Origin of the sequence: Paenibacillus sp. FSL H8-0261 (genome assembly GCF_045040645.1) — a bacterium.
In the GTDB taxonomy this organism is placed as follows: Bacteria; Bacillota; Bacilli; order Paenibacillales; family Paenibacillaceae; genus Paenibacillus_AQ.
In genome coordinates this window covers 4,916,216-4,940,880 of sequence record NZ_CP150297.1, presented here as the reverse complement: position 1 = coordinate 4,940,880, position 24,665 = coordinate 4,916,216, and the positions used below count along the sequence as shown (strand labels likewise).

Genomic DNA, 24,665 nt, shown 5'->3' with positions numbered 1-24,665 from the left:
GGCAGGATTCCTGATTTGCCGCGTAGAAAACCTTGTCCTTGAAGGGAATAGGTACTGTCTTTCAAGGTCAGTTTTCAAAGCAACGAAGAGGAGAGTGGCAAGCATGAATTCTCATGTGGAGATGGAGCATCACAGGGGTGTGTTGATTGTCCGTTTATCAGGGGAGTTGGATCATCACGCAGCCGATTTTGTAAGAATGGATATGGATGAAGCGATTATGCGTGGTCAGGTATCGCATTTGGTTCTTAGTCTTAAGCATCTGCAGTTTATGGACAGTTCAGGCCTAGGCGTGATTCTGGGAAGGTATAAACTGATCCACAGTAAAGGTGGAAAAATGGTTGTGTGTGATGCAACGGCACCTGTGAAGCGGCTGCTGGAAATGTCAGGCCTGTTTAAAATCATGCCCCTATATGACGACGAGAGTACTGCACTCTCGGATTTGGAGGTTGCGTTATGACAAATAGTAAGGCTGGTAACTTCATGAACGTGCAGTTCGCTGCACGCTCGGAGAACGAATCGTTCGCGCGTGTAGTCGTAGCGGCGTTCGTTTCCCGGCTTGATCCTACAATGGACGAGCTGAATGATCTGAAGACAGTCGTGTCGGAAGCGGTCACCAACTGTATTATTCATGGGTATGATAGTGATCCGGAAGGTATTGTGACCATTTCGGCATCGCTAGACAACGAAACGGTACATCTAACCATTGAGGATCAAGGACGGGGCATTGAGGATTTGGAGCTGGCGCAACAGCCGCTGTATACCTCTAAGCCAGAGCTGGAGCGGTCGGGCATGGGCTTTACTATTATGGAGAATTTCATGGATGAATTTGAAGTCACTAGTGAACCGGGACACGGTACTTCTATCTCAATGAAGAAAACCATCGTCTCGAAAAAAGCTTTATACAATTAGGGGTTGGAGCCATGGATGCAGAGTCAAAAAAAGCTCCGCCGACCTATTTGGACGATGCGGAGGTCAAACGTCTTATCGCGCTCAGTCAGGCCGGAGATAGTCTTGCCCGCGACACGCTTGTAAGCTGTAATATCCGACTGGTCTGGTCGGTAGTACAGCGGTTTATGAACCGCGGGTATGAGCCTGACGATTTGTTCCAGATCGGTTGCATTGGACTCCTGAAGTCCGTTGATAAATTTGACCTCAGCTATGAGGTCAAGTTCTCCACTTATGCGGTGCCGATGATTATCGGTGAGATTCAGCGTTTCCTTCGTGACGATGGCACCTTGAAGGTCAGTCGTTCCCTTAAGGAAATGGCTAATAAAGTTCGTAAGATGAAGGACGAAATGTCTAAAACGCTTGATCGTCTGCCTACGATTGGTGAAGTTGCGGAAGCGTTAGGGGTTACACCCGAAGAAGTGGTATTCGCGCAAGAAGCCAATAAACCACCGACCTCTATCCATGAGACGGTGTTTGAGAATGATGGAGATCCGATCACGCTGATTGATCAAATCGCTGACGAATCACAGGAGCGTTGGTTCGATAAGCTGGCATTAAATGAAGCTATCGGAGGCCTCAGTGAACGTGAACGTCTGATTGTTTATCTTCGCTACTATCGTGATCAAACGCAGTCGGAGGTCGCCAGTCGCCTAGGGATCTCTCAAGTACAGGTATCCCGGCTGGAGAAGAAAATATTGCAGAATATCCGTGAGCAGATTGCTCAGTAGGATAAAGTTATTCATGTAATGACGCTTGTAAAATAGCGAATTAGAACAAAAAGCCGCCCCGAAAAAGGGGGGGCTTTTTATGTGGAGGTGATCTCAATATGCATTCACTCGGCGACGAGAATGTGATCACATGGTCTATGGATATGGAAGAAAATCTACTGACGATGTCGAGAATTTTAGAGGAATGGGTTGGTTGCACAAGTAAGACTAAACCGCACAGCCCTAGTTTTTTACGGGAACTTGTGAATGTAGTGGATCGTGATCGATATGATGCTTACATGGAAAGATTAAATGCTGGTCATATCAGTAGTCTTGAGTATCGGATGCAATTACCTACTGCAGGACTGAAGTGGGTTCAAAATATCGGCACGCCTATCCTAAATAAGGAGAACAAGGTCTGCCGAATAGATGGGGTTATGCTGGACATTACTGAACAAAAAACGGCACAAATTCAATTAGAAAGCACATTTTCTTTGTATCAACAGATGTTCTCTAATCTAGATGTGGCGGTTTGGTCTTACGATTACGTATCTAAGAAAGTGTTATTTATATCGGATGCCATTCTCAATATCACCGGTTATTCCGTTGAGCAGGCGAAAGAGGATGACTTTTGGCTTCGTATTGCACATAAGGAAGAAAATCCCTTGTTTCATGAGATCATATCATCGGTTGGTCAAGGGATTCCACAACTTAGTGAATATCGAATCATCCACGCAAGTGGTGAGCCTCGATGGCTACAGGTCAGAATCATACCTAGTCTAGATGAATCCCAAGCGGTGGTTCGGCTAGACGGGATCTTGGCAGATATCACTGAAAGAAAGTTAATGAAGGAGGCATTACTCAAAAGTGAACAGCGCTATAAATCCTTATTTGACTATAACTCAGACGTCGTATGTGAGGTGAACCTGCAAGGTAATATTTTGGCAATCAATTCTGCAGCAGAGCAAATTACTGGAGAAGCTTTAAGTATGGTCGGAGAGAACTTGTCCATCATGAATCTATTTGGAGTAGAAAATATACCGAGGATGTCGGATTTATTTGAAAGAACAGTACGGGGATCTGCTCAGCACTATGTTGTTGCCTCTTCGCGTAAGGATGGATCAGTGAGCCACTGGACTATGAAAAATATCCCTATTTATGTGAATAGTCGTATTGTGGGTGCTTTTGTGGTCGCTAAAGATATAACATCAACAGTAGAAGTAGAACATAAGCTGGCACAGCGTGAAGCAGAGTACAGACTTATTATTAATAACATGAAGGATATGATGGGGGTTCTGGATCAGAAAGGAAATTTTATTGTAGCTTCGCCTTCCTGCGAAACCCTAATCGGTATTCCTGTAGGTCTAATCAAAGACACTACGATACTTAAGTATATTGATCCAGATGAGCAAGAAAGCTTGCGAGAACAAATATCAAATATTTTTCGGACAAAAGCAAGCAAGATGTTTTACAATCGTTTTATTCACACAAAAGGTTATATCTTAAATTTAGAATGTCTTGCTACTCCCGTTCTAGGTGAGGATGGAGAAGTAATGAGTATCGTAATTGTAGCAAGAGACATTACTAAGAGAGTCCAAATGGAAAATGAATTAAGGGAAAGCGAGGAGTTCAATCAGCAGCTGATCAAGATGTCGCCTGAAGCGGTTGTTCTGCATAGCGATTATAAGTTTGTTTATGTAAATTTCTCTTGTCTTGGATTGTTTGGAGTTAGCGATGAGAGTCAACTGATCGGTAAAAATATTTTCAATTGGGCGCATCCGGAGTATCTGCCGCTGGCGAAAGAACGCATGCGTGAGATCTATAAAGAACCCTATAAGATCTTAGTTCCTATTGAACAAAAGGTCGTACGTTCAGATGGGACGATTATCGATGTAGAGGTAACAGCTAGCTCCATTTTGTACAAAGGAAAAGTCGCATGTATCTCTATATTTAGGGATATTAGTGATCGAAAAAAAGCAGATGAGGATAGACAACATACAGAGCAGATTATTCGAGAGAGTGAGGAACGGTATTTTCGCCTGCAAACGAGTCTCGATCAGTTCTCCGAAGATCTTTTTGGTGTGATGAAGATTAGTCATATGGAACAGCGGTTACTTAGAGAAGTCAGAGAAACTCTGCAGATAACAAATATAAAATTTATCGCAGTTGAATCTAACCATGATAAATTATGTGAAATTATCGAGACGGAGCAAGGGTATTCACTCAAGATCGGGGAGTCCCGAGGAAAGAGCTACTTGCTATCGATTAACGAGAAGACGCTTTTACTAGAAATCAGTTCTATTCGAGTGTGGCTGGAGACGATTACCCGTTATGTCAGTGTTCTCTTTGATCATTTTTTGCTTATCGAAGATTTAACGAAGGATCTTGAGCTAGCGGCTTCTAAGCAAGTGGCCCCTACATGGCTTCTTCGCTTTATGTTTAATTTATCAGAGAATGAGCGAAAACGGCTTGCTCAGGATTTACATGACTCAGCGCTCCAAGAACAGATTATCTGGTATCGTAAGCTGGATTTTCTCTTAGGTGAAAGGTCCATTAATGGGGAACTTAGAGAACAACTAGAACAGATCTCAGAAGGTTTACTTGATGTTATTTATCAACTGCGGATTATTTGTAACGAGCTCCGACCTCCTGCATTAATCAATGAAGGTCTTATCTCCTCGCTGGAGACGTTGTTTGAATTTACGCAGCTACGTACCAACTATCAGATTTATTTCGAGTCTGAAGGATTCACGCATAAGTTAGATGATGAAGTGCTTATAGGTCTGTACCGTATTGTGCAAGAGCTTTTAGCTAATGCAGCAAAGCACTCTTTTGCGACAGAAGTCCACATCACCTTAGTTAGTGAAGACAATCATATTCATTTGGATTATAAAGATAACGGAATCGGAATGAATTTATTTGGTGAGGATTCACTTACAAGTATGGGGATTTATGGGATGAAGGAAAGGGTTCGAAGTATGGATGGGTCAATAGTATTCCGATCGCCAGATAAAAAGGGATTAGCGGTCAATATATCTATACCTACAGATTAATCATGCGGCATAACAATTGGATAGAGGGGTAGTCATAGGCATGATTCAAATATTGTTAGTGGATGATCATCCATCTGTGATGGAAGGGACTAAAATGATATTAGAGCAAGAGGGAGACATGAAGGTTACTCTAGCTAATTCAGCTGATGAAGTGCTTGAAATGGTGAGTAGTCATTCCTTTGACGTAATGTTATTTGATCTTCATATCGCGGATGTGAATGGGATTGATTTGGCGAAGCAAGTATTAACAATGAACGCGGATGCGATTATCCTAATCTACACCGGATATGAATTTACTAACAAATTTAACCTGATGATAGAATCGGGGATCTTTGGGTTTATCTCAAAAACAACCAATAGAGAGCAGTTGATTACAGCGGTACGATGTGCATTAAGAGGGGAAGTCATTCTGCCGTGGACCTTAGTCAAGCAGTTAAGAAAAGTACCGCCTAAAGGATTAGAAATCAATGATGAACAAGCAACCTCCATGATTAGCAAAAGGGAACATGAAATGCTGACGGAAATCGCAAAAGGAAAAAGTAATAAGGAAATAGCGGAGATTGTGCTTATGAGTCAGCGGTCACTAGAATATAGTTTAACGAATTTGTTCCAAAAGCTAAATGTGAAATCTAGAATTGAAGCGGCTATAAAAGCTAAACGGCTCGGAATATTGAAGGAATCAGATTTTACTAATTCATTGTGAAAATACGTAACAACCCTATAGATTGAAATCCCGATCACTAGATAGTGAGGCGGGATTTTTTGTTTTGCGCGTCATTGCGGAGGTACGCAATAATTTTGCGTGATCACGCTATTTATTTTCGGTTACCATATTCTTCTTACCGTTTATGATGAAATAGTTCCTAAGAATTACTAAAAATTGACTAACGTAATGAGGTGCAGAAGGATGAAATGGTTTTATAATTTGAGAACAGCAGTGAAGCTAATCTCAGCATTTGTGTTGGTATCAGTCATTTTATGCTTTGTAGGATTCTATGGAATAAGTAATTTGAGTAAGATGGATGAGTCCATCGAGGATATGTATAAAAATCGCTTAACACCGATTGCCTATCTCGGTGAAGCGAATGAACTTTTTTTAACGAATAGAATAAACATCCGGGATATAAATACGATGGCCCAAACCGAGGTGAAGAAAAAAGAATATCGGGATAAATTACATAAGAATGTCCAAAGCATTGAAGACATCATGAGTAAATATAGTAAGACAAGATTGAGAGAAGAAGAATTAGAGAAAATGAAGGCTTATCCTGAGATCTGGCAACGCTATACCACCAGCGTGGATCATGCAATTGAATTGGATAAGAAGATCATTAGTAATGAAGAATATACGAATTATTTGCTAACAGGAGATTTACAGCTGGCCACTACGGAGATGACGGATTTCTTGCAAGGTTTAATTGATATCAATATGAAGCAGGCACAGGAATCCAGTGATAACGCCAATGAATTATATCAATCCTCTCGGTTGATTACCTTTAGTGTTACTATCATTGCACTTTTAATCAGCGTGGGTTTTGGCTATCTAATCTCGCAAATTATAGCACGGCCTCTTAATCAAGTGATGCGCCTGCTAGGTAAAGTAGCCAATGGAGACTTAAGCGAAACTTCGAATCTAAATTCTAAGGATGAGATCGGAAAACTTGCGAATTCTGTGAATGAAATGGTTCTGAACTTAAGGCATACTGTGGGGGGGATTTTGTCCTCTGCGGAAAGTGTCTCGGCGGCAGCACAGCAAATATCAGCAAGTACTGAGGAAGTAGCTAGCGGCAGTATGAGTCAAGCCACTGCAGCGCAAACGATGAATGAGTTGTTCCGAGAATTGTCTGAAGCGATTAATTCAGTAGCTCAGAGTGCAGAGCAAGCCTCAGAGCTGTCAGATCATACGATGCGTATTGCTCAGGATGGAGGTGCGGTGGTTACTGACTCCATTCAAGGGATGACGTTACTTAACAACCAAATGTCTAGACTAGAAGAAGGCTCAGATAAAATTGGCGAGATCATTGCGGTCATTGATGATATTGCAAAACAGACCAATCTGCTGGCTCTTAACGCAGCTATAGAAGCGGCTCGTGCAGGTGAACAGGGCCGAGGTTTTGCCGTTGTAGCGAATGAAGTAAGAAAGCTAGCAGAGCGGAGCAGTGGGGCTACTAAGCAAGTCACGGACATTATTAAAGAAATGCAGAAGAATACGCAGCATAGTGTGAAGGCTGTAGTCGATGGCGTAGCTTTTTCACAAAAAAATGGGGAAGCCTTTGATCATATTCTCTCTATGGTGAACGATACCGCTCATAAAGTAACAGAAATCGCTGCTGCCAGTGAGGAACAGGCCGCGCAGTCATCAGAGGTGTTGTACTCGATTGAGAGCATATCGGCAGCAACGGAAGAAATGGCGGCAAGCAGTAGTGAAACGGCAACAACGGCTAATGCATTAGCACAGCTTGCGGAGGAACTAAATGCACTCGTATCTATTTTTAAAGTTAAATAAACCGTGTCATGGGGATCATCATTGATAGGAGAGGAGAAGTAGTGCAAAAGTTAAAGGTGCTCGTTGTAGCTACTTCAGTAATGATGCGTAAACAGATCTCGAACCTTATTGCGGAGGATTCAATTATCGAGGTCATTGGAGCAGCTCGAAATGCATCCGAAGCGGTTAGCATGGTTCAAGAACTCAGGCCTGATGTCGTGACGATTGATATAGAAGTGCCGGAATTGAATAGTTTAGTAGCGCTCTCTAGTATTATGTCGCAACGTCCAACCCCTATCCTTATCCTAAGCTCGGGATCAAAGGATGGAATAACAGCAACTATCACAGGTCTACAGAACGGAGCAGTGGACTTTATATCCAAGCCCACTCAAATCCATGGACCTGATTTATCCCAAATAAAAGACGAGCTAATATTCAAAATTAAACAAGCTGCTCAAATTCCTTTGAGAACCCTTATCCTTAACAATATTACTGTTTCGAAAGTGATGACAGGACTACAGGCAGAAGACAATTCTAAGAACGGATGTACGGATGAATTCAATCAAATCGTAGCCATAGGATGTGGAGTTGGTGGTCCGAAGGCGCTTGAAATCGTAATTAGCTCGCTCCCGGCAAACTTCCCATATCCTTTATTAATCGTTCAGCATATGCCACCCAAGTATACGAAAGTATTAGCAGAACGATTGAATCGATTCTCAAGTGTACGGGTGGTTGAGGCGAAAGATGATCAATTGGTACTTGGAGGAACGGCATATATTGCACCTGGTAATTGTCATATGACCGTAGTTCAGCAAGGGCAAGTATGTAGAATCAAACTTCACAAGAAAGCTCCAATGAACGGATACCGTCCATCCGTTGATGTATTGTTCGAATCGATTTCTGGACTGAAAAGTCTGAAGCAGCATTTGATTCTAATGACCGGAAGGGGAAACGATGGCGCGAGAGGCATGCTGATTGCCAAACAAGCTGGCGCCCAATCTACCCTTGTAGAGTCGCAAGAGACTTCGATTGTAAATGAAATGCCTGAAGCGGCGGTTGAGCTCAAGTGCGTGGATTATGAAGTTCCTTCATTTTTGTTAGCCTCGAAGATTATGGAGGTTACGGGGATGTTGGACGAACAAATTTGATGAATAATCATTACCATAGGCGTTGGTAGGAGGAAAATCCACCAACGCTTTTTTATGTAAACCTAGGGTTTCATCCCAAGTGGGGATAAAATTCCTATAGATTTATTCCATGTTGACACCTCCAAATGATAACGATTATCATTTGAGTTGTGAATGGCTTTAATTGTATTGGCGAAGAAGGAGAGGCTTTCGATGGCTTTAAAAATATTGAATTTGGAGATTCATGATCTTTTTGAACAATTTACAGAGCGGATAGAAGGGCATGTTGAGCACAACCAGTGGGAACAACGTCTTACCATACCCTCGCATATCGGTCAGGGAAGCATTACACGTACGCGGATTCGTCCAGGTATGGAGATCATGTATACGGATATAACTTACGAACAAGATATGAAGCTCTACATTCAGGAAGCTTGTCCGTTATTCGAACTAAGCTATAACGTGAGTGGAGAAATCTATTGCGAATGGAACGGCAAGGAAAGTCACACGGAGAAACAAACAGGCAATGTTCTTTTTTTAGAGGATGTTCAGGTGTATGAAGAGAAAAAAGCTGGTGTCTCCAATCAATTGTTAGAAATACGGCTAGCTCCTAGCGAACTGCTGTATTATGCCGGAGATCTAGCGGAGAAACAACAGATGGAGACCTGGCTTAAACATCATCGTGGAAATATTGACCGTTATCCTGACACTGCGGCGATTCGAAAATGTGTCTTTGAAATGATCCATTGTACTTATCATGGAACATTGAGACGATTATATATGGAGAGCAAAGCGCTTGAATTTATCGCTTTATTTGGGGAGTCCGATGGTTACGGCTCTATGAGCGGGAGTATGACGTTCCGGCATGATGATATTATAAATCTAAAGCGGGTACATGAGTTGGTGCAAATCCATTTCGAACAACCGCTGTCCATACGTGAGTTAGCCAAGCGGGTAGGCATCAATGAATTCAAGTTAAAAAAGGGTTTCCGTGAGTTATTTGGCATGACGATCTTCGAGCTTGTTCGTATAAAGCGGATGGAGAAGGCACTTTGGTACATGGAGGTAGAAGGTTTGAATATAGGAAAAACAGCCGTTTCGGTCGGATATAGTAATGTCAGCAATTTCACGACAACCTTCCGTAAGCACTACGGCTGCAATCCAAGCGAGTACTTAAAACGTATCGAACAACAGACTTTGGAGCGAAATAGGATCTAGAAGGATTTGTACTTACAGATGGCTTCATGCAGTAGGACATAGGGTTCGGAATCGAACACTATATTCTGCCTGTTTGAGGTTTTTTTGTGTTTGCTCCCTTATCAAGGAGTAAACCTCCCTTAACAGGTAGAGAAAAAGACTATTATAATTGATAATCATTATCATAGATTTCATAAAGAGGTGGTCATACAATGCAAGAAGTTGATTCGCGACGTTGGTATGCGCTATGGGTTATTCTACTTCCAACATTACTCATTTCATTGAATACTTATATGATTCAAGTCGCCCTTCCATTAATGCAACATCGCTTGAATGCGAGCTTCTCTGAAGCACAGCTTATCGTCACCGGATTTTCGCTAGGATTAGCTGTGGCGTTGATCATTAGTGGTAAGCTTGGGGATATATACGGCAGAAAACGAATGCTGATTATCGGAGTGAGTGGATTTACGATTATGGCAGTGTTGGGTGGTTTGACCTCAGATCCGACACTTCTGATTGTTATTCGCATCGTACAAGGTATGGCAGCTGCGCTTATCCAGCCTCAGGTTTTGTCTACACTTCAGGTCAGCTTTCTGCCAAAGGAAAAAGGGCTTGTTTTCGGTATTTATGGTGCAATGATTGGCATTGGATTCGCTTTCGGATTCATTCTCGGAGGCACTATTGTGAATTGGAATCCGTTCGATCTCGGTTGGCGGACGGTATTTTTTTTCAATGTGCCTTTCGGACTTCTCGTCTTGCTGTTAATGCCGATTGTTCCTGAAACACGAGCCGAGCAGACGCACAGTATTGATTGGACGGGAAGCTTCCTACTGCTGATCAGTTTGTTTCTGCTGATCTATCCGTTATCTGAGGGACAAAAACAAGGGTGGCCCTTGTGGATCTCAGGCTGTCTAATTATAGCTTTATTCGTGTTGTTTACTTTTATCTGGGTTGAAAATCGGAAAGGAAAGCAGGGGAATTGTCCATTAGTCGATCTGTCTATTTTCAGACATAGAACATTTAGTATAGGTCTGGCGACCGTGCTTGTCCTTTATCTAGGCATGTTCTCCTTCTTTTTTGTTTTAAGCTACTATATGCAATTTGGCTTGCACTATAATGTTCAAGATACAAGTTTGGTTTTTTTGGCTATAGGTATAGGCTTTTTTCTGACTTCCCTAATCTCGTCTCGAATGGTCAAAAGATGGGGGATGAGTGTACTTAAAATAGGAGCGCTGATGATGGGATGCTCTAGTTTATTGCTTATATGGGAGCTAAATGTGGATGCGACGCATCTGCTGGGCGCACGAAATATTTTAATATTATTGATATATGGCTTCGGTCTCGGCATGGCTACTACACCATTAGTCAACGTCACGCTCAGTTCAGTACCAGCAAGGATTACGGGCACAGGATCAGGTCTGATCACTACATTTATGTATTTAGCAAACTCGTTAGGGGTGGCTCTAATCGGTATTTTGTTCTCCACTTCGTTGAAACATTCTCTTTTGGAAGCAGATTTATCGGATTATGTAAGGGCGTTTTCCTTCTCACTGGCAGCTATCGGAGGACTTGCTTTTACTGGTTTTGTTTGTCTTTGTTTCTTGCGAGAGCGGAAATGATAGAAGAGGAATCAAGTTTTCTTGTTCTGTGAGCAATCTAACAACAGTTCTCTTCACTTAGTTTTATAGTATTTACAGGAATAACATAATTCCATTTAATGTTAATCCACTAAGCTTTGAAGGGGAAGGTGCGAGCATGCCTATTCTAGAGGTAGAGAATCTCTCAAAAGAATATAAAGGCAAGGGCAAAATGAATGTGTTTCGGGCGCTAAACGGCATAAGCCTGAGTGTGGATAGCGGAGAGCTTGTTGCGATTATGGGGCCTTCGGGGAGTGGTAAAACGACGCTGCTAAACATCCTTAGCGGGATCGACACGGAATTTAGTGGGGTAGTCCGGATTGCAGAGACTAGTATAAGCGAGATGTCTAAGAATGAGCTTGCACTGTTTCGCCGGCAGCGAATGGGGTTCGTTTTTCAAGATTACAATCTGCTGGATAGCCTGACCCTACGGGAAAATATAATGGTGCCCATGGTTCTGGATGACCAAGAGGTAGACGACATCAATACCAAGACAGATGAGACGTTATTGCTCTTTGATCTGGGCGAGGTGAAGGATAAATATCCGTATATGGTTTCAGGAGGACAGCAACAACGAGCGGCGATTAGCAGAGCGATTATTAATGATCCAGAGGTGATCTTTGCGGATGAGCCGACGGGGAATTTGGATTCCAAATCCTCAAGTATAGTGATGAAGACCTTCGCCAAACTGAATGCTCTGAAAGGAGCAACAATTGTGATGGTCACACATGATCCTTTTGCGGCCAGCTATTGTAATCGCGTACTTTTTATCAAGGATGGGAAGGCTCTATTAGAGATTACTAGGGACAATAAAGAGCGGAGAGCATTTTTTGATAGGATTCTGGAGAGTCTGGCCTTCATTGGAGGGGGAGAAGATGACCTTTAGGAGAATGGCTATTCAGATTTTTAAGGCGAACCTTAGAAGGTATTTGTTATTTTTCTTATGCAGCAGCTTTACGATTATGGTCTTTTTCGCCTTTTACTCACTGTATACAAACCCTGATTTTAATGACCCCTATCAAGTGAATGGAATGGTGTCTGGTAATTTATATGCTCCTTTCTTGGTTATGAGAGTGTTTGCTGTTCTATTTATTGTATATGCGCAAATGGCCTTTTTGAAATTTAGAAAAAGCGACTTTGGGCTGTTAATGGTGCTTGGAATGACGAGCCACAATATCCGTAAAATTATTTTGTTAGAAAATAGCATGATCGCATTAGCTTCGATTCTCACGGGTTTAGGTGCAGGGTCGGTCTTCTCCGGTCTTTTCTTCTTCATCATCTCGTTGTTTGTTAATATAGGGGGCAGTTCTTTTTCACTTACACTGGAAAGTTATCTATATACCATTAAATTCTTCGGGATTATTTACATAGCTGTGATTGGAATCCAATTAATATTAACGCTGAGATACAACATTGTACGCCTTTTAAAAGAATCCAGAACCGCAGAACGTAGCCTTCTTCATGGTAAAATCACAGGGATCATCGGAGTCGTATTACTGGGGATCTCCGTTTATGATATGATTACTCATTACAGTCCTGATGATGCCCGTATGATGTTAATCAATCTGGGAGTAAGTATGGTGGGTGTCTATTTGCTGCTGTCAGGACTTGGGGACTGGATGAAACTTTTTATATCGCGATCAAGCAGAACCTATCACAAGCACCTGCTGTTTAGTTCCAATTTGATCTATACCCTTGGTCGCTCCAAAATAGTGCTTTCTCTTATCACCTTCCTCGTCTTCATCACGATTTCTCTAAGCGGTATTATTTTTTATTTGACCTGGAATGCTGAGGATATTCCTGTTGCAAACAATCCATATGATATTGCCTATTCAGAAGTATTCGGAAAAAATAGTATCTCACCAAAAATACTAAGCGAGATCACGGATCATGGCGCCACGCCGCTGCTTTCACACCAAAAGCTGGAGTATATCGACTTGTTTAATTTCAAAATATTTCTGGACCAGAATATAAATGCATTAATCGGCACTGATTATCATGTGGAGAAAGATCACTTTCTTAATCTTGCCTTAGTTGCTCGAGGAGAAGAATGGAAGAATCAAAGACCAGAGATGCCCACCTTCGAAATGAAGCTTTCTTCCGGGAATCATACGTTGTACTCACAAGGACTTATATTTAAAATGCTATTTAACCCTGTGCCGAATCTTATGAATGGTCTTCATGTCATTGTAAACGAAGAGGACTATATGGCGCTGAAAGCGGAAAATAAAAAAGCGATCGGTAACCTTCAGCTCCTGAATTTTAAGGATTGGAAAAAAACTGCGGATATAGATGCTAAGTTAAATGCCGCTTTAGCCAAATATAACAAAGACAATACAGAGTCCTGGTATGGCAATGAACGGCACGAAGCTCTCGTATTCTCTACGAAGTCTAGAATAAGTGACTATCTACAGTTACAGGAGTCTGGCCGATTTGGAATCTTCGTAATTTCATTTGTTGGTTTAATATTTTTCGGCGCCTCCGGGATAGTGCTGCATTTCAGTATTCAGACCGATTTAGAGCGTGAGAGGATCAAATTCAGGAAGCTGAACAAGATTGGAATTACTTCTAAGGACGTGGCTCGCATTATAGGCGGCCCCTTAAAAATGCTGTTTTTTCTCCCGTATGCATTAGGCATTGCATTGTCTTCTTTTTATGTTGTTAGTTCTTCCAGGGTTGAAATGTCTACAGCTCTGGAGCCGATGTGGTTTTGTTTGTTGGTAGGCGGAGCGTATCTTTTATTACAAGTCCTTTTTTATCGTATATACACCAAAATATACACTCACAATATGCTGGCTCATATCGAACTGCTTGATATTCCCACAACGAATAATACAAGATGTGAATTTAATTCCAATTATGATAATATTAACAAATAAAAACGTAGGGGGATTCCATTTGAAAAAGATTTTTTCCAGAATTGCAGTCGCATTAATGATCTTGACCCTTGTTGCGATAGTCACTTGCTTTTATATTGGTGAATTCACCTATGCGTATGGATTAATTTTGGTGCTGTTTTTCGTATTTGCGGGGATGGGGCAGCTCTATAAGCTTAAAAATGATGAGTATATGTACAAAAAATTAAATAACACCGATGAGTATAATGAATATACTAGATGATATAAATTTAACAGAAACTTCTTATGAATAACCAAAACACCCCACTTTAGGCGATGCCTAATAAGTGGGGTGTTTCTTTATGTGTCTATTCTTATTTCTTAACGTTGCGCTCAAGAATCATATCAACGAACAGATCGATTTGTGCGGTAATGGCAATAGGATCATAGCGATAGAAGGTATCAAAATCGTTGTAGAACAGATGGTCGTTCTTCGCAGCAGCAAGTCCGTTCCAAACGGGTGATTCCTTCAGCTCTTTCAGCTTATCACCTTTTTTATCAGGATCATAAGTAGTTAGGAACATGTAATCCGCTGCATATTCTGGCAACAGCTCCATGGATAGCTGCAGTGTTTGGTTGTCATTGCTGTTCTTAGTAGGCATTTTCAGCTTAAGTGCATTATAGAGGGCTTGTCCACCACGGCCCGCATTGTTACCGAAGGTCCATAGCTCACCTTTGTCAGTCAGCTCATAAATTCCGAATGTATCATTTTCATTCACGACACCTTTAAGCTTTTCGCGGCCTTCAGCAGCCTTTTTCTCAAAGTCAGCAATGAATTGCTCAGCTTTATCAGGTGCTCCTACAATATCTCCAAACAGTTTTACGGTTTCATAGATGTTCGTAGCAGTTCCGTATGGAATATGAATGGTTGGAGCGATTTTGGATAAAGCATCATAGTTGTCATCGTACATAACTACAATTAGATCAGGTGCAAGTTCTAGTGCTTTCTCTGCGTTGACTGGAGCACCAACATCTTGTGTGTTTTTGAGCAGGTCTTTCAAGAAGGGGTTATCAAAAGTACTAGGTTCAACGCCTATGACGTTAGCTCCAACGGAGAGTAATTCCCCACCATAATAATCTGTAACGATCCGCTCAGGTTTAACTGGGATTTGAACAGTACCTTTAGTAGTTTCATAGCTGCGCATTTCGGCAGCGGAAGCATCAGGAACAGCCGTTGCCTCTGCACTCGGGGCTGTTGTTGCTTCAGTTGTTGCTGTTGCTGTATTAGATGAAGCATTGTTGTTTCCCCCGCAAGCCGTCACAAATACAGACAATAACATTACGAGTGCCAGGATGGGGAAAAGGGTCTTTCTTTTTAGCATGGTAAACCTCCCTAAGTATATGTACCAAATGATAATAATGAGAATCATTATCATCATTATTATCAATTTGAACTGTATCAAAGCTTAGAATTTCTGTCAATGCAATAAATTAAATGGTACCAATTAAATCTATCTATTGCCAAACCTAGGAAATGTAATTTACAATAGTCTAATGATAATGAGAATCAATTTCACAGAAATAGGGTGGCATTCATGAATCAACAGATAACTACCAGGATAGGAGCCGATAAAGGAGTAGTTAAACGAGAATTTCGTTCACGTCCTTGGGCGGCAACATTAATCTTGGTCGGCGGTCTGGCGCTATTATTATTAGGAATCGCTGTTTCCGTCTCCTTCGGTGCAGCAGATATTAAGCTGTCTGTGGTATGGTCAGCTGTGTTTCACTTTGATCCGGAGATCATGGATCATCAGATTATTAGAGAATTAAGATTACCTCGTGTACTTGGCGGAGCAATGATAGGGGCTAGCTTTGCAGTTGCAGGTGCCATTATGCAAGGGATGACGCGAAATCCATTGGCTGATTCAGGTCTGATGGGTATCAACTCAGGCGCAGGATTTGCGCTCGCATTATGTTTTGCTTTTTTTCCAAATTTATCGTTTATGTATTTGATTCTATATTCTTTCGTGGGTGCCGGCGTAGGTGCGGGCGTTGTATACGGAATAGGATCACTTGCTAAGGGAGGCTTAACTCCTGCTCGTTTGGTGCTGGCCGGTGCTGCTTTTAGTGCGCTTTTGTCTGCGCTGAGTGAAGGGGTAGCTTTATATTTTCACATCGGTCAAGATTTAGCCTTCTGGTACGCGGGAGGTGTGGCTGGAACGAAATGGATCCAACTCAAAATCATGTTCCCTTGGATAGGGGCCGCTTTAATTGGTGCAATGGTAATCTCTCGATCGATCACGATGCTCAGTTTAGGTGACGATGTTGCGAAAGGTCTAGGTCAGCGTACAGGGCTTGTGAAGTTGGCAGGTGCATTAATCGTATTGATTTTGGCTGGATCATCGGTTGCAGTAGTTGGTGCAGTTGGTTTCATTGGACTAATTATTCCGCATTTGACACGATTTTTTGTGGGTGTCGATTACAGATGGATTATTCCTTGTTCAGCGATCCTCGGCAGTCTACTTGCTGTATTTGCAGATTTAACTGCGCGGATGATTAATCCACCTAATGAAACGCCACTTGGTGCTATTATTGCACTGATTGGTGTACCATTCTTCCTTTATCTTGCACGTAAAGAAAGGAGGGAGCTGTAATGATGGAAAAGACGACATTCGGTTCCTTCGAAGCCGCCAAAAATAAACGGGGCTTAATTATCATGATTTCGTTGGCTGTACTAATTGTGATTGCTTTTATTATTAGTATGAATACAGGTTACATACGTTTGACTCCTATGGAGTTGATTAATACATTGTTCGGTAAAGGAACCGACAAGCAGGAGTTAATCTTGTTTCAGTTTCGGCTGCCACGTATTGTGATTTCCGTTCTAATTGGGGCAGGTCTGGCTGTATCCGGTGCTGTGATGCAGGGCGTCTTTCGTAATGCGTTGGCGGACCCTGGTATCTTAGGGATTAATGCTGGTGCAGGAATTATGGTTATGCTGTTGATCTCTTTTTACCCTACGGCAACCGCGGCTCCAGTGTATCTGCTGCCAATGGTAGCGTTCGTCGGTGCGGGGCTTACAGCTGCCTTAATCTATGCTCTAGCTTATAAACGGCACCAAGGAATATCGCCTATGCGTCTACTGTTGACTGGTGTAGCTGTCGCAGCTGGGATGAGTGCAGCTATGATCGTGCTTACGCTCAGGCTTGATCCAGAAAAATACCAATTCGTCGCTACTTGGCTAGCAGGCAGCATTTGGGGAACAAGCTGGAAGTTTGTACTTTCACTCCTACCGTGGATTCTTATTCTGGTGCCTTATGTCATCTATAAGGCAAGGGTGATGAACGTACTGAATCTAGGGGAGCAGACCGCTGTGGGACTTGGTGCCGCAGTAACGAAGGAACAATTTCGGCTTCTTGCGGCTGCGGTAGGATTAGCAGCGGCGAGTGTCGCTGTCAGCGGTGGAATTGGTTTTGTGGGATTGGTCGGACCCCATTTGGCGAGACGGTTAGTTGGGCCGAAGCATCAACTCATGCTTCCGACTTCGGCACTGCTTGGGTCACTACTCGTTATTACAGCGGATACCATTGGACGCTGGATCCTCCAGCCGTCTGAGATTCCTACGGGTATCGTTGTAGCTGTAATTGGAGCACCATACTTTTTGTATTTGTTAGCCCGTACGAAATCTTGATGAAAGTAGGCTGATCTCTCACCAGAAGGAGCGAATTATTAACATGTTGCGTCGTTTTTTTGCTTACTATAGGCCCTATAAGGGATTGTTTATTCTTGATTTTTCTTGTGCTATTGCTGCTGCACTACTTGAACTGGTCTTTCCGTTAGCCGTTAACCGGGTAGTAGATGATCTGCTGCCAAGCGGCAATTGGAGATGGATACTCTATTCATGCCTCGGCTTGCTGGGGATATATATTGTCAGTGCCTTTATGCATTTTGTCGTCACTTACTGGGGGCATAAGCTGGGGATTAATATCGAATCGGATATGAGAAAAAAGCTTTTTGACCGAGTTCAGAAGTTATCTTTCAATTTCTTTGACAACAACAAGACCGGCCATCTAGTATCCCGGATGACAAATGATTTGATGGACATCGGTGAGATTGCCCACCACGGTCCAGAGGATCTCTTTATAGCAGTAATGACACTGCTCGGTGTGTTCGGCATTATGCTCAGTATCAATTGGCAATTAGCTATTCTGACGTTTGTGATCGTTCCGCTTATGATTTATTTATCCATGTACTTCAGCCGGAAAATGTCTAAAGCCTTCCACATTATGTTCGCGGACATTGCTGACTATAACGCACGTGTGGAGAACAATGTAAGCGGGATCCGCGTTGTGCAAGCTTTTGCTAATGAGAATCATGAAATTTCCCGTTTTGCGGTCAATAACGAACGCTTCCGTATAACAAAGCTAATGACCTATCGAATTATGGCTTGGAATTCATCCTTTAGCTTTGTTCTCATGAAACTGGTCTCGTTATTTGTTCTCGTATGCGGAACATATTTTGTAATCCAGAAGCAAATGACCTACGGTGAATTTATTGCTTTTGTGATGTTGTCCAATGTATTTTTAGGACCATTACAACAGATTAACTCGGTCATTGAGACCTATCCCAAAGGCATTGCAGGTTTTAAACGTTATCTCGAACTGCTGGAGACGGAGCCGGATGTTGATGATGCGATTGACGCTAAGACAGTTCATGATCTTAAGGGGAATATAACCTTCCATGATGTGGCTTTCGCCTACAGCGATAAAGAGAACGTACTCCAAAATGTGAATCTGTCGATTCAAGCAGGAGAGACCGTTGCTCTGGTCGGTCCATCTGGTGCGGGTAAGACAACGCTTTGTAGTCTACTACCTCGCTTCTATGATGTAAGTGAGGGTAACATTAGCATTGATGGAATTGATATTCGTTCCATGAAGCTTGAATCTCTTCGTTCACACATCGGGATTGTACAGCAAGATGTATTTCTGTTTGACGGAACCATCCGTGAGAATATCGCTTACGGGCGGTTGGGTGCCTCCGATGAAGAAATCTGGGAGGCAGCACGGCGCGCCCAACTGGAAGAGCTGATCAAATCCCAGCCTGCTGGGCTGGATACTATGATCGGGGAGCGGGGCGTTAAGCTCTCTGGAGGTCAGAAGCAGCGGCTGTCCATTGCCCGGATGTTCCTGAAGAATCCAACGATTCTCATTCTAGACGAAGCCACATCGGCGTTGGATACCGAGACGGAGTCCGCAATTCAGGAAGCACTTGCGGAGTTGTCACAAGGTCGTACGACGCTTGTTATAGCTCATCGATTGGCAACGATCAAGAATGCCGACCGTATTGTTGTTGTTGCGGAAGGTGGTATCGCTGAACAAGGCAGACATGAAGAACTGTTACAGACTACCGGAATTTACAGTCGACTACATGAGGCACAATTTGGAGCGTAAGAAGCTAAGGGCATCAATAGAATATACTTTTGGAGGGACATAATGAACAATCAACTGGAATTATACGATGTAACGATTATTGGCGGCGGACCTGCTGGGATGTATACAGCTTTTTATAGTGGAATGAGAGACCTCAAGACGAAGTTGATTGAAGCGAAGGATGAGCTCGGAGGAAGAATGCTTATTTATCCTGAAAAAATGATCTGGGACGTAGGCGGAGTAACGCCGACTCTCTGTCATCAGCTGATCGGGCAGCTCAAGGAGCAGGCGCAGACCTTTGAACCCACCATTGTGCTGGGACAGCAAATCATGAATCAAGAGAGACAGGAAGACGGGACATATATCTTAACCTCGTCTACCGGGGAACAACACTGGACACGAACCGTTATTCTGGCAATTGGCTACGGAATCCTACAAATGGCTAAGCTCGAAATCGAAGGTGCGGATCGCTATGAGGTGACGAATCTTCATTATACCGTTCAGGAGCTAGAGCCATTCCGTGGCAAAAGAGTGCTGATCTCCGGCGGAGGAGACTCTGCAGTAGATTGGGCAAATGAACTGGAGTCCATTGCAGCAAGTGTAACGATTGTGCACCGTCGTGAACAGTTTGGAGGTCATGAGAAAAATATTGTGCGGATGAAGGAATCTTCGGTCAATGTCCGCGTGCCCTATGCAGTAAGCCAATTACACAGCAGTAATGGGGAAACGATAGATCAGGTGACGATCAACCACATAGAGACAGGTGAATCAGAGCAATTTGAAGTGGATGCAGTGATCGTAAACCATGGTCTTAAGAGCGATTTTGGTCCGTTAAAAGAGTGGGGCCTTGATATGGGCGAATGGTGTGCGAATGTATCTGATAAGCTGGAGACCAATCTCCCAGGCATATTTGCAGCTGGTGACTTTGTGGATTATACAAGTAAGGTTCGTTTAATTGCCGGTGCTTTCACGGATGCAGTTCTGGCGCTTAATAGTGCCAAGCTGTTCATAGATCCAACTGCGGCTAAAGTTGCTTATGTGTCTTCTCACAATGAGCGGTTCAAAGAGAAGAATAAGGCGCTTGGTGTCGTTGACGACCATTAATAGCGGTAAATTCTTAAGGAATAGGTTTGATTTTAATTGTTGAGCGTATAGGGCTTCTTATCCATTTCGAGCGGAGAGAAGCCTTATGCGCCTTCTTTATATTTCAAGGTTTAATAGCCTGATGATCTGGAAGGGAGCAGGAATGAAGCTATCTAATAATAACCCGGTACACAGAATTTATATGTTAAAAGAGGCTGGAAAACGCCAATGCGGCGGTGGTCACTTCAGAAATCTCCAGATGGCCCAGTCCCCACTCTTCCTGACACCAATAGAAGCTACCGTTCTAATAATCATTGAAGGAGAGACAGTAGCTCTTAAAATAGGTGAAATTCTTTTTTTAAGCGCAGGTGCGACTTATCATATTAATGCTCCATTAGAGTCCGTTATCTCTGTTCTAGCAATCTCATATGAGATATATGGGCTAAGCAATAGCACTGAGCAAGAATTGGTCTATGGACTTTGCCGTGAATTTTTTCCGGTCAATGGGATCTTACCAGTACGTACGACGAATAAAATAACCCGCTTATTCAGCGAATTGGAAGACGTTGCTGCCAATAATTTAGAAGCACAGGCAGATAGAATTCAATCCTTGCTGCATCAGCTGCATCAACTGGTTGTAGAGGCTGATACTGAAGCAGACATTACGGATAGTTCATATTTCAGAATGCTCTCTTATATTCACCAGAACATCCAAAAGGAGATTACGCGAGAGATGATGTCTAGAATGATGGGATTTAATCCTCGCTATTTCTCAGTATGGTTCCGCAAGCAGACGGGGTGGAGCTTCACCGAATATGTAGCTCATTTAAGAGTGAATAAAGCGAAAAAATATTTGATGTCCAGCCAAGCAACAATCCAGCAAATTTCTCAAAAAGTAGGCTATTCAGATGGACTATATCTGAGCCGGAAATTCAAGCAAGTCACCGGGATGACTCCAACAGATTTCCGTTTGCGTCCCAAACCGAAGCGGATTGTAGCGTTGCAATTTTTCGGGGATTTACTTGCGCTGGGCGTGAAGCCTGTCGCGGTTGAAAAAGATGTGATGAACTACTCATTGCTTTTACAGCCGGAACTGGCGGATGTACGATCGTTTGAGTTGCAGGGATGTCCGGCGGAAGCGGACTTGTCTGGACTGGAAGCTGATATAGTCATTGCACCGACCTATCTGGGCCCCCGTCAGCTTAAATGCATGGAAAAGTTGGGTCCACTAGTTACGGTGGAATGTGATGAAATGGACCGCTTAGAACAGATTCGTTTATTCGGCAGACTGCTGGGAGAAGAGGAGAGGGCAGAAGCATGGATAAGACACTATCATTTGAAAATAGATTTGGCCAAGCAGCGCTTGTCCTCACTAATTGAATCTGGTGAAACGGTAGCGGTGTATGAGATTAGGCAAGATAACAGTATTTATATCTGGAATCATACAGCCCGAGGTGTGTACAATCTGTATCCAATGCTAGGGTTAGCTCCGCCGGACAAGGTAAGGTCAGATGTTCTGGAGCGGAATGATCATCTATGCATCTCACTGTCGGAATTGCCAATATACGCGGCTGACCATATGTTTGTGGTTGTATCAGGACGAGAGGACTGGATGTCGAGAACACGTAAACGCATTAGCAAGAGTGTGGTTTGGCGCAATCTTCCAGCATTCAGGAATGAACGCATATATTACCTCAAGCTTGAGGAATTTTGGGGCAGCGAAGGGCTTGCACTCGAACGTCAGTTGGAGATACAGACAGATTTGTTAATCGGCCATAAGTTAAGCTGACAATCGTCCATAGCCAAATTGATGTATTAGCGTGTATATATGTTTTCCCACGGAGACGTTATATTAAACATGGATATAAATGATATTGATTATCAATATCACAATAATATAAAGTCTCAAGGGGGATTTACATTGTACAGAGTAATATCGTTAGGAAAAACAAGTATGATAGCCGTTGTACTTACGCTGGTGCTAATGTTGAGCGCATGCGGACAAGCTGCTAATCAGGGGAATGCTCCAGCTAGCACGTCTGCTGAAGTGGCTAAAAGCACTAATGATTCTGTAGTTGCCAGCACGGAGACGGCTGCTGATGCAGAGTACTGGACATACGAAAGCGAGAAAGGTCCGGTGCAGATCCCACGCAATCCACAAAGAATTGTAATTCCGGTACAAGACTTTATCGGTGATCTTCTGACGCTGGGGGTGACGCCCATTGCCGTAGCTGGGAATGACATCTTGAACCATCCATATTTCAAAGAGGCGCTTACAGGTGTAGAAGTAGTGGGCGATGACATGACGGTGTCCCTGGAGAAAATAACGAGCCTGGAACCGGATTTGATTATCACTTATCAGGAAGATACCTATGAGCAAATCTCCAAGATTGCTCCGACTGTCTTTATTCCTTGGGGCAAATACGACTATAAGGAACGATTGATCGAGATCGGGAAAATCTTGAACAAGGAGCAGCAGGCTGTAAAATGGATGGCGGATTTCAATCAGAAGCTGGAAGCGAAGAAAGCGGAATTGGCCGATCTGATCGCAGCTGACAAAAAGGTGGCAATCTTTGAAATTGCCGGTAAAGAGCTGTATCTATACGGTTCGTCATATGGGCGTGGTGGAGAGATTATATACAACGGATTGGGGCTGCATGCACCTGATCTTGTCGAAGAGGTAGCCTTTAAGGAAGGCTGGGCTTCCCTTTCTCTCGAAACGCTGCCCGAGTATCTAGGAGAAGCTGATTATATATTCCAAGGCTTCAGCCGTGGTGTGGAGCAGGACAAGCTGGACATTCTGGACAGTGTCTTCTGGCAAAGTCTACCTGCTGTTAAGGCGGGTCATGTGTTCACTTACGATCTCAAAACTTATTATCTCTCTGATGCTTATGCGCTGGACAAGCAGCTGGATGAGATAGTCACGTTGTTGAAGTCCCTACAATAAGTTAAATTTGAAGCGTGAGATAAAAACACTCACAGATAAAACGCATTTAGATGCTTATAAGTTATCTTAGTAGGAATTTTGTACAACAATAAAGGGATGTCCGCTTAGCCGCTATGGCTTCGGACATCCCTTTTCCTCATGCATTATTTATTATTTATTATTTATTAGCCAATCGGCCAGCTCTTCGGTCTGGGTTAATACCGCGATAGGGTCATAATACCAGGAACGTTCTTCTTTCCAAACATAGAGGTGTCCATTTTTGACTGCAGGAAGGTTGCCCCAAAATGAATCAGCCTTGTAATCAGCTTCTGTAAGGTTATTTGAGGTTAAGATAATATAATCTCCGGCATACTTAGTTAACGCTTCTTTAGATATTTCCGCCCATTGCTTCTCCATAATCTCCGCTGCTACTTCTGTAGGCGGCTTGCGACCAAGCGCTTGATAGATGGGCTGTCCGCCTCGGCCAAAGTTATCGCCATAGACCCAGATAGATTTTCCACCGTCTTCCATGATGGAGAAGGTTGCATCTGCCGGGAGGGCCTTGTCCACTTTTGCTTTAGCTTCGGCTATCCGTTTGTCATAATCTGCAAGCCAATTCTTTGCTTCTTGTTCCTTTCCAAGGAGTTCTCCGAAATAGGTTAATTCTGCATGAGCATCTTTTAAATCCCCGTAAGGCACAATGATGGTAGGAGCAATTTTGCTAAGCGTTTCATAGCTTTCTGCTTGTCCCGAAATAATCAAGTCAGGATTTAGTGCGATGATTTTTTCAGGTGACATTTTACCGTACGCTCCTGTGTCTGTAACACCGGTAAGAGCCTCCTTATAATACATATTCTCTAAGGTCAAGCCTGGAGCTCCGATAGGAATGGTATCAAGAGCTATTAGACTTCCCAAGTATTCCTCAGCGACAATTCGTTTAGGATGAACAGGGATTTCAACATCACCTTTTACGGTACTTACTGTTTTGACAGCAGGGGTTTCAGCACTTTCTGCTTCTTGACTAGTTTCGGTTGGTGCTTGTGTTGCTGCTGTTGTATTACTGGTGTTACTGGTACCACCTGTATTCTCCACCGTAGTATTGGAATTTCCACAAGCTGATAGGACTAGAATTAACGTCAGCATGAAGGGAAATAGAAGCCAATGATTCTGTTTCGAAGTATTCTTTTGTAGATTATGCAATTTGTTGTTCCTCCTATGGTAATTGATTATCATTCT

At 42.9% G+C, this 24,665-nt stretch carries 20 protein-coding genes; 18 read left to right on the top strand and 2 right to left on the bottom strand.

Going from position 1 to position 24,665, the window contains the following annotated elements; all coding sequences use genetic code 11:
- Positions 1-103 precede the first annotated feature (103 nt).
- The 12 genes from spoIIAA (at position 104) to MHI27_RS21985 (ending at position 14,274) form a co-directional block, all read left to right on the top strand.
- Positions 104-457, top strand: a complete 354-nt coding sequence (gene spoIIAA, locus MHI27_RS22040) for an anti-sigma F factor antagonist (protein WP_042129729.1) — start codon at positions 104-106, stop codon at positions 455-457.
- Positions 454-909 (top strand): anti-sigma F factor, encoded by a 456-nt coding sequence (gene spoIIAB / locus MHI27_RS22035; RefSeq protein WP_042129726.1) that lies wholly within the window; start codon positions 454-456, stop codon positions 907-909. The genes spoIIAA and spoIIAB overlap by 4 nt, the downstream gene beginning before the upstream one ends.
- 11 nt (positions 910-920) lie before the next feature.
- Positions 921-1,676 (top strand): RNA polymerase sporulation sigma factor SigF, encoded by a 756-nt coding sequence (gene sigF / locus MHI27_RS22030; RefSeq protein ID WP_042129724.1) that lies wholly within the window; start codon positions 921-923, stop codon positions 1,674-1,676.
- 98 nt (positions 1,677-1,774) lie between these two features.
- Complete coding sequence (locus MHI27_RS22025) at positions 1,775-4,708, top strand: PAS domain S-box protein (RefSeq protein WP_405174714.1); 2,934 nt, start codon at positions 1,775-1,777, stop codon at positions 4,706-4,708.
- 40 nt (positions 4,709-4,748) lie between these two features.
- A complete protein-coding gene (locus MHI27_RS22020) occupies positions 4,749-5,411 on the top strand; it encodes a response regulator (RefSeq protein ID WP_405174713.1) in 663 nt (220 codons plus the stop codon).
- A gap of 204 nt (positions 5,412-5,615) precedes the next feature.
- On the top strand, positions 5,616-7,214 hold the full coding sequence (locus MHI27_RS22015; protein WP_405174712.1) for a methyl-accepting chemotaxis protein: 1,599 nt from the start codon (positions 5,616-5,618) through the stop codon (positions 7,212-7,214).
- Positions 7,215-7,255: 41 nt separating this feature from the next.
- Positions 7,256-8,341: a chemotaxis-specific protein-glutamate methyltransferase CheB gene (gene cheB / locus MHI27_RS22010; protein ID WP_405174711.1), complete on the top strand. Its 1,086-nt coding sequence runs from the start codon at positions 7,256-7,258 to the stop codon at positions 8,339-8,341.
- A gap of 192 nt (positions 8,342-8,533) precedes the next feature.
- The gene (locus MHI27_RS22005) at positions 8,534-9,538 is read left to right on the top strand and encodes an AraC family transcriptional regulator (protein WP_341060035.1); all 1,005 of its coding nucleotides are present in this window, start codon (positions 8,534-8,536) and stop codon (positions 9,536-9,538) included.
- Between the two features lie 191 nt (positions 9,539-9,729).
- Positions 9,730-11,136 carry an MFS transporter gene (locus MHI27_RS22000; protein WP_341060037.1) on the top strand — a complete coding sequence of 469 codons (1,407 nt, stop codon included), beginning with the start codon at positions 9,730-9,732 and terminating at the stop codon, positions 11,134-11,136.
- A gap of 136 nt (positions 11,137-11,272) precedes the next feature.
- Complete coding sequence (locus MHI27_RS21995; protein WP_405174710.1) at positions 11,273-12,040, top strand: ABC transporter ATP-binding protein; 768 nt, start codon at positions 11,273-11,275, stop codon at positions 12,038-12,040.
- Positions 12,030-14,033, top strand: a complete 2,004-nt coding sequence (locus tag MHI27_RS21990; protein ID WP_405174709.1) for an FtsX-like permease family protein — start codon at positions 12,030-12,032, stop codon at positions 14,031-14,033. The genes MHI27_RS21995 and MHI27_RS21990 overlap by 11 nt, the downstream gene beginning before the upstream one ends.
- A 19-nt stretch (positions 14,034-14,052) precedes the next feature.
- Positions 14,053-14,274 carry a hypothetical protein gene (locus tag MHI27_RS21985; RefSeq protein WP_042190339.1) on the top strand — a complete coding sequence of 74 codons (222 nt, stop codon included), beginning with the start codon at positions 14,053-14,055 and terminating at the stop codon, positions 14,272-14,274.
- A 91-nt stretch (positions 14,275-14,365) separates the two neighbouring features.
- On the opposite strand, the gene MHI27_RS21980 is transcribed toward MHI27_RS21985, so the two are convergent.
- Positions 14,366-15,373 carry an ABC transporter substrate-binding protein gene (locus MHI27_RS21980; RefSeq protein ID WP_405174708.1) on the bottom strand — a complete coding sequence of 336 codons (1,008 nt, stop codon included), beginning with the start codon at positions 15,371-15,373 and terminating at the stop codon, positions 14,366-14,368.
- A 213-nt stretch (positions 15,374-15,586) separates the two neighbouring features.
- Between MHI27_RS21980 and MHI27_RS21975 the strand changes: the two genes are divergently transcribed.
- From MHI27_RS21975 to MHI27_RS21950, 6 genes are all read left to right on the top strand, one after another.
- Complete coding sequence (locus MHI27_RS21975; RefSeq protein ID WP_042190334.1) at positions 15,587-16,645, top strand: iron ABC transporter permease; 1,059 nt, start codon at positions 15,587-15,589, stop codon at positions 16,643-16,645.
- 2 nt (positions 16,646-16,647) lie between these two features.
- Positions 16,648-17,682 (top strand): iron ABC transporter permease, encoded by a 1,035-nt coding sequence (locus MHI27_RS21970; protein WP_042194295.1) that lies wholly within the window; start codon positions 16,648-16,650, stop codon positions 17,680-17,682.
- A gap of 43 nt (positions 17,683-17,725) precedes the next feature.
- Complete coding sequence (locus tag MHI27_RS21965) at positions 17,726-19,441, top strand: ABC transporter ATP-binding protein (protein ID WP_042190332.1); 1,716 nt, start codon at positions 17,726-17,728, stop codon at positions 19,439-19,441.
- A 42-nt stretch (positions 19,442-19,483) separates the two neighbouring features.
- Positions 19,484-20,524, top strand: a complete 1,041-nt coding sequence (locus MHI27_RS21960) for an NAD(P)/FAD-dependent oxidoreductase (RefSeq protein ID WP_042190330.1) — start codon at positions 19,484-19,486, stop codon at positions 20,522-20,524.
- Positions 20,525-20,666: 142 nt separating this feature from the next.
- Positions 20,667-22,292 (top strand): helix-turn-helix domain-containing protein, encoded by a 1,626-nt coding sequence (locus MHI27_RS21955; RefSeq protein ID WP_405174707.1) that lies wholly within the window; start codon positions 20,667-20,669, stop codon positions 22,290-22,292.
- A gap of 132 nt (positions 22,293-22,424) precedes the next feature.
- Positions 22,425-23,450, top strand: coding sequence for an iron-hydroxamate ABC transporter substrate-binding protein (locus MHI27_RS21950; protein ID WP_405174706.1), 1,026 nt, complete (start codon positions 22,425-22,427; stop codon positions 23,448-23,450).
- Between the two features lie 150 nt (positions 23,451-23,600).
- Here the strand turns inward: MHI27_RS21950 and MHI27_RS21945 are convergent, their stop codons facing one another.
- Complete coding sequence (locus tag MHI27_RS21945; RefSeq protein WP_405174705.1) at positions 23,601-24,629, bottom strand: ABC transporter substrate-binding protein; 1,029 nt, start codon at positions 24,627-24,629, stop codon at positions 23,601-23,603.
- Between the last annotated feature and the right edge of the window lie 36 nt (positions 24,630-24,665).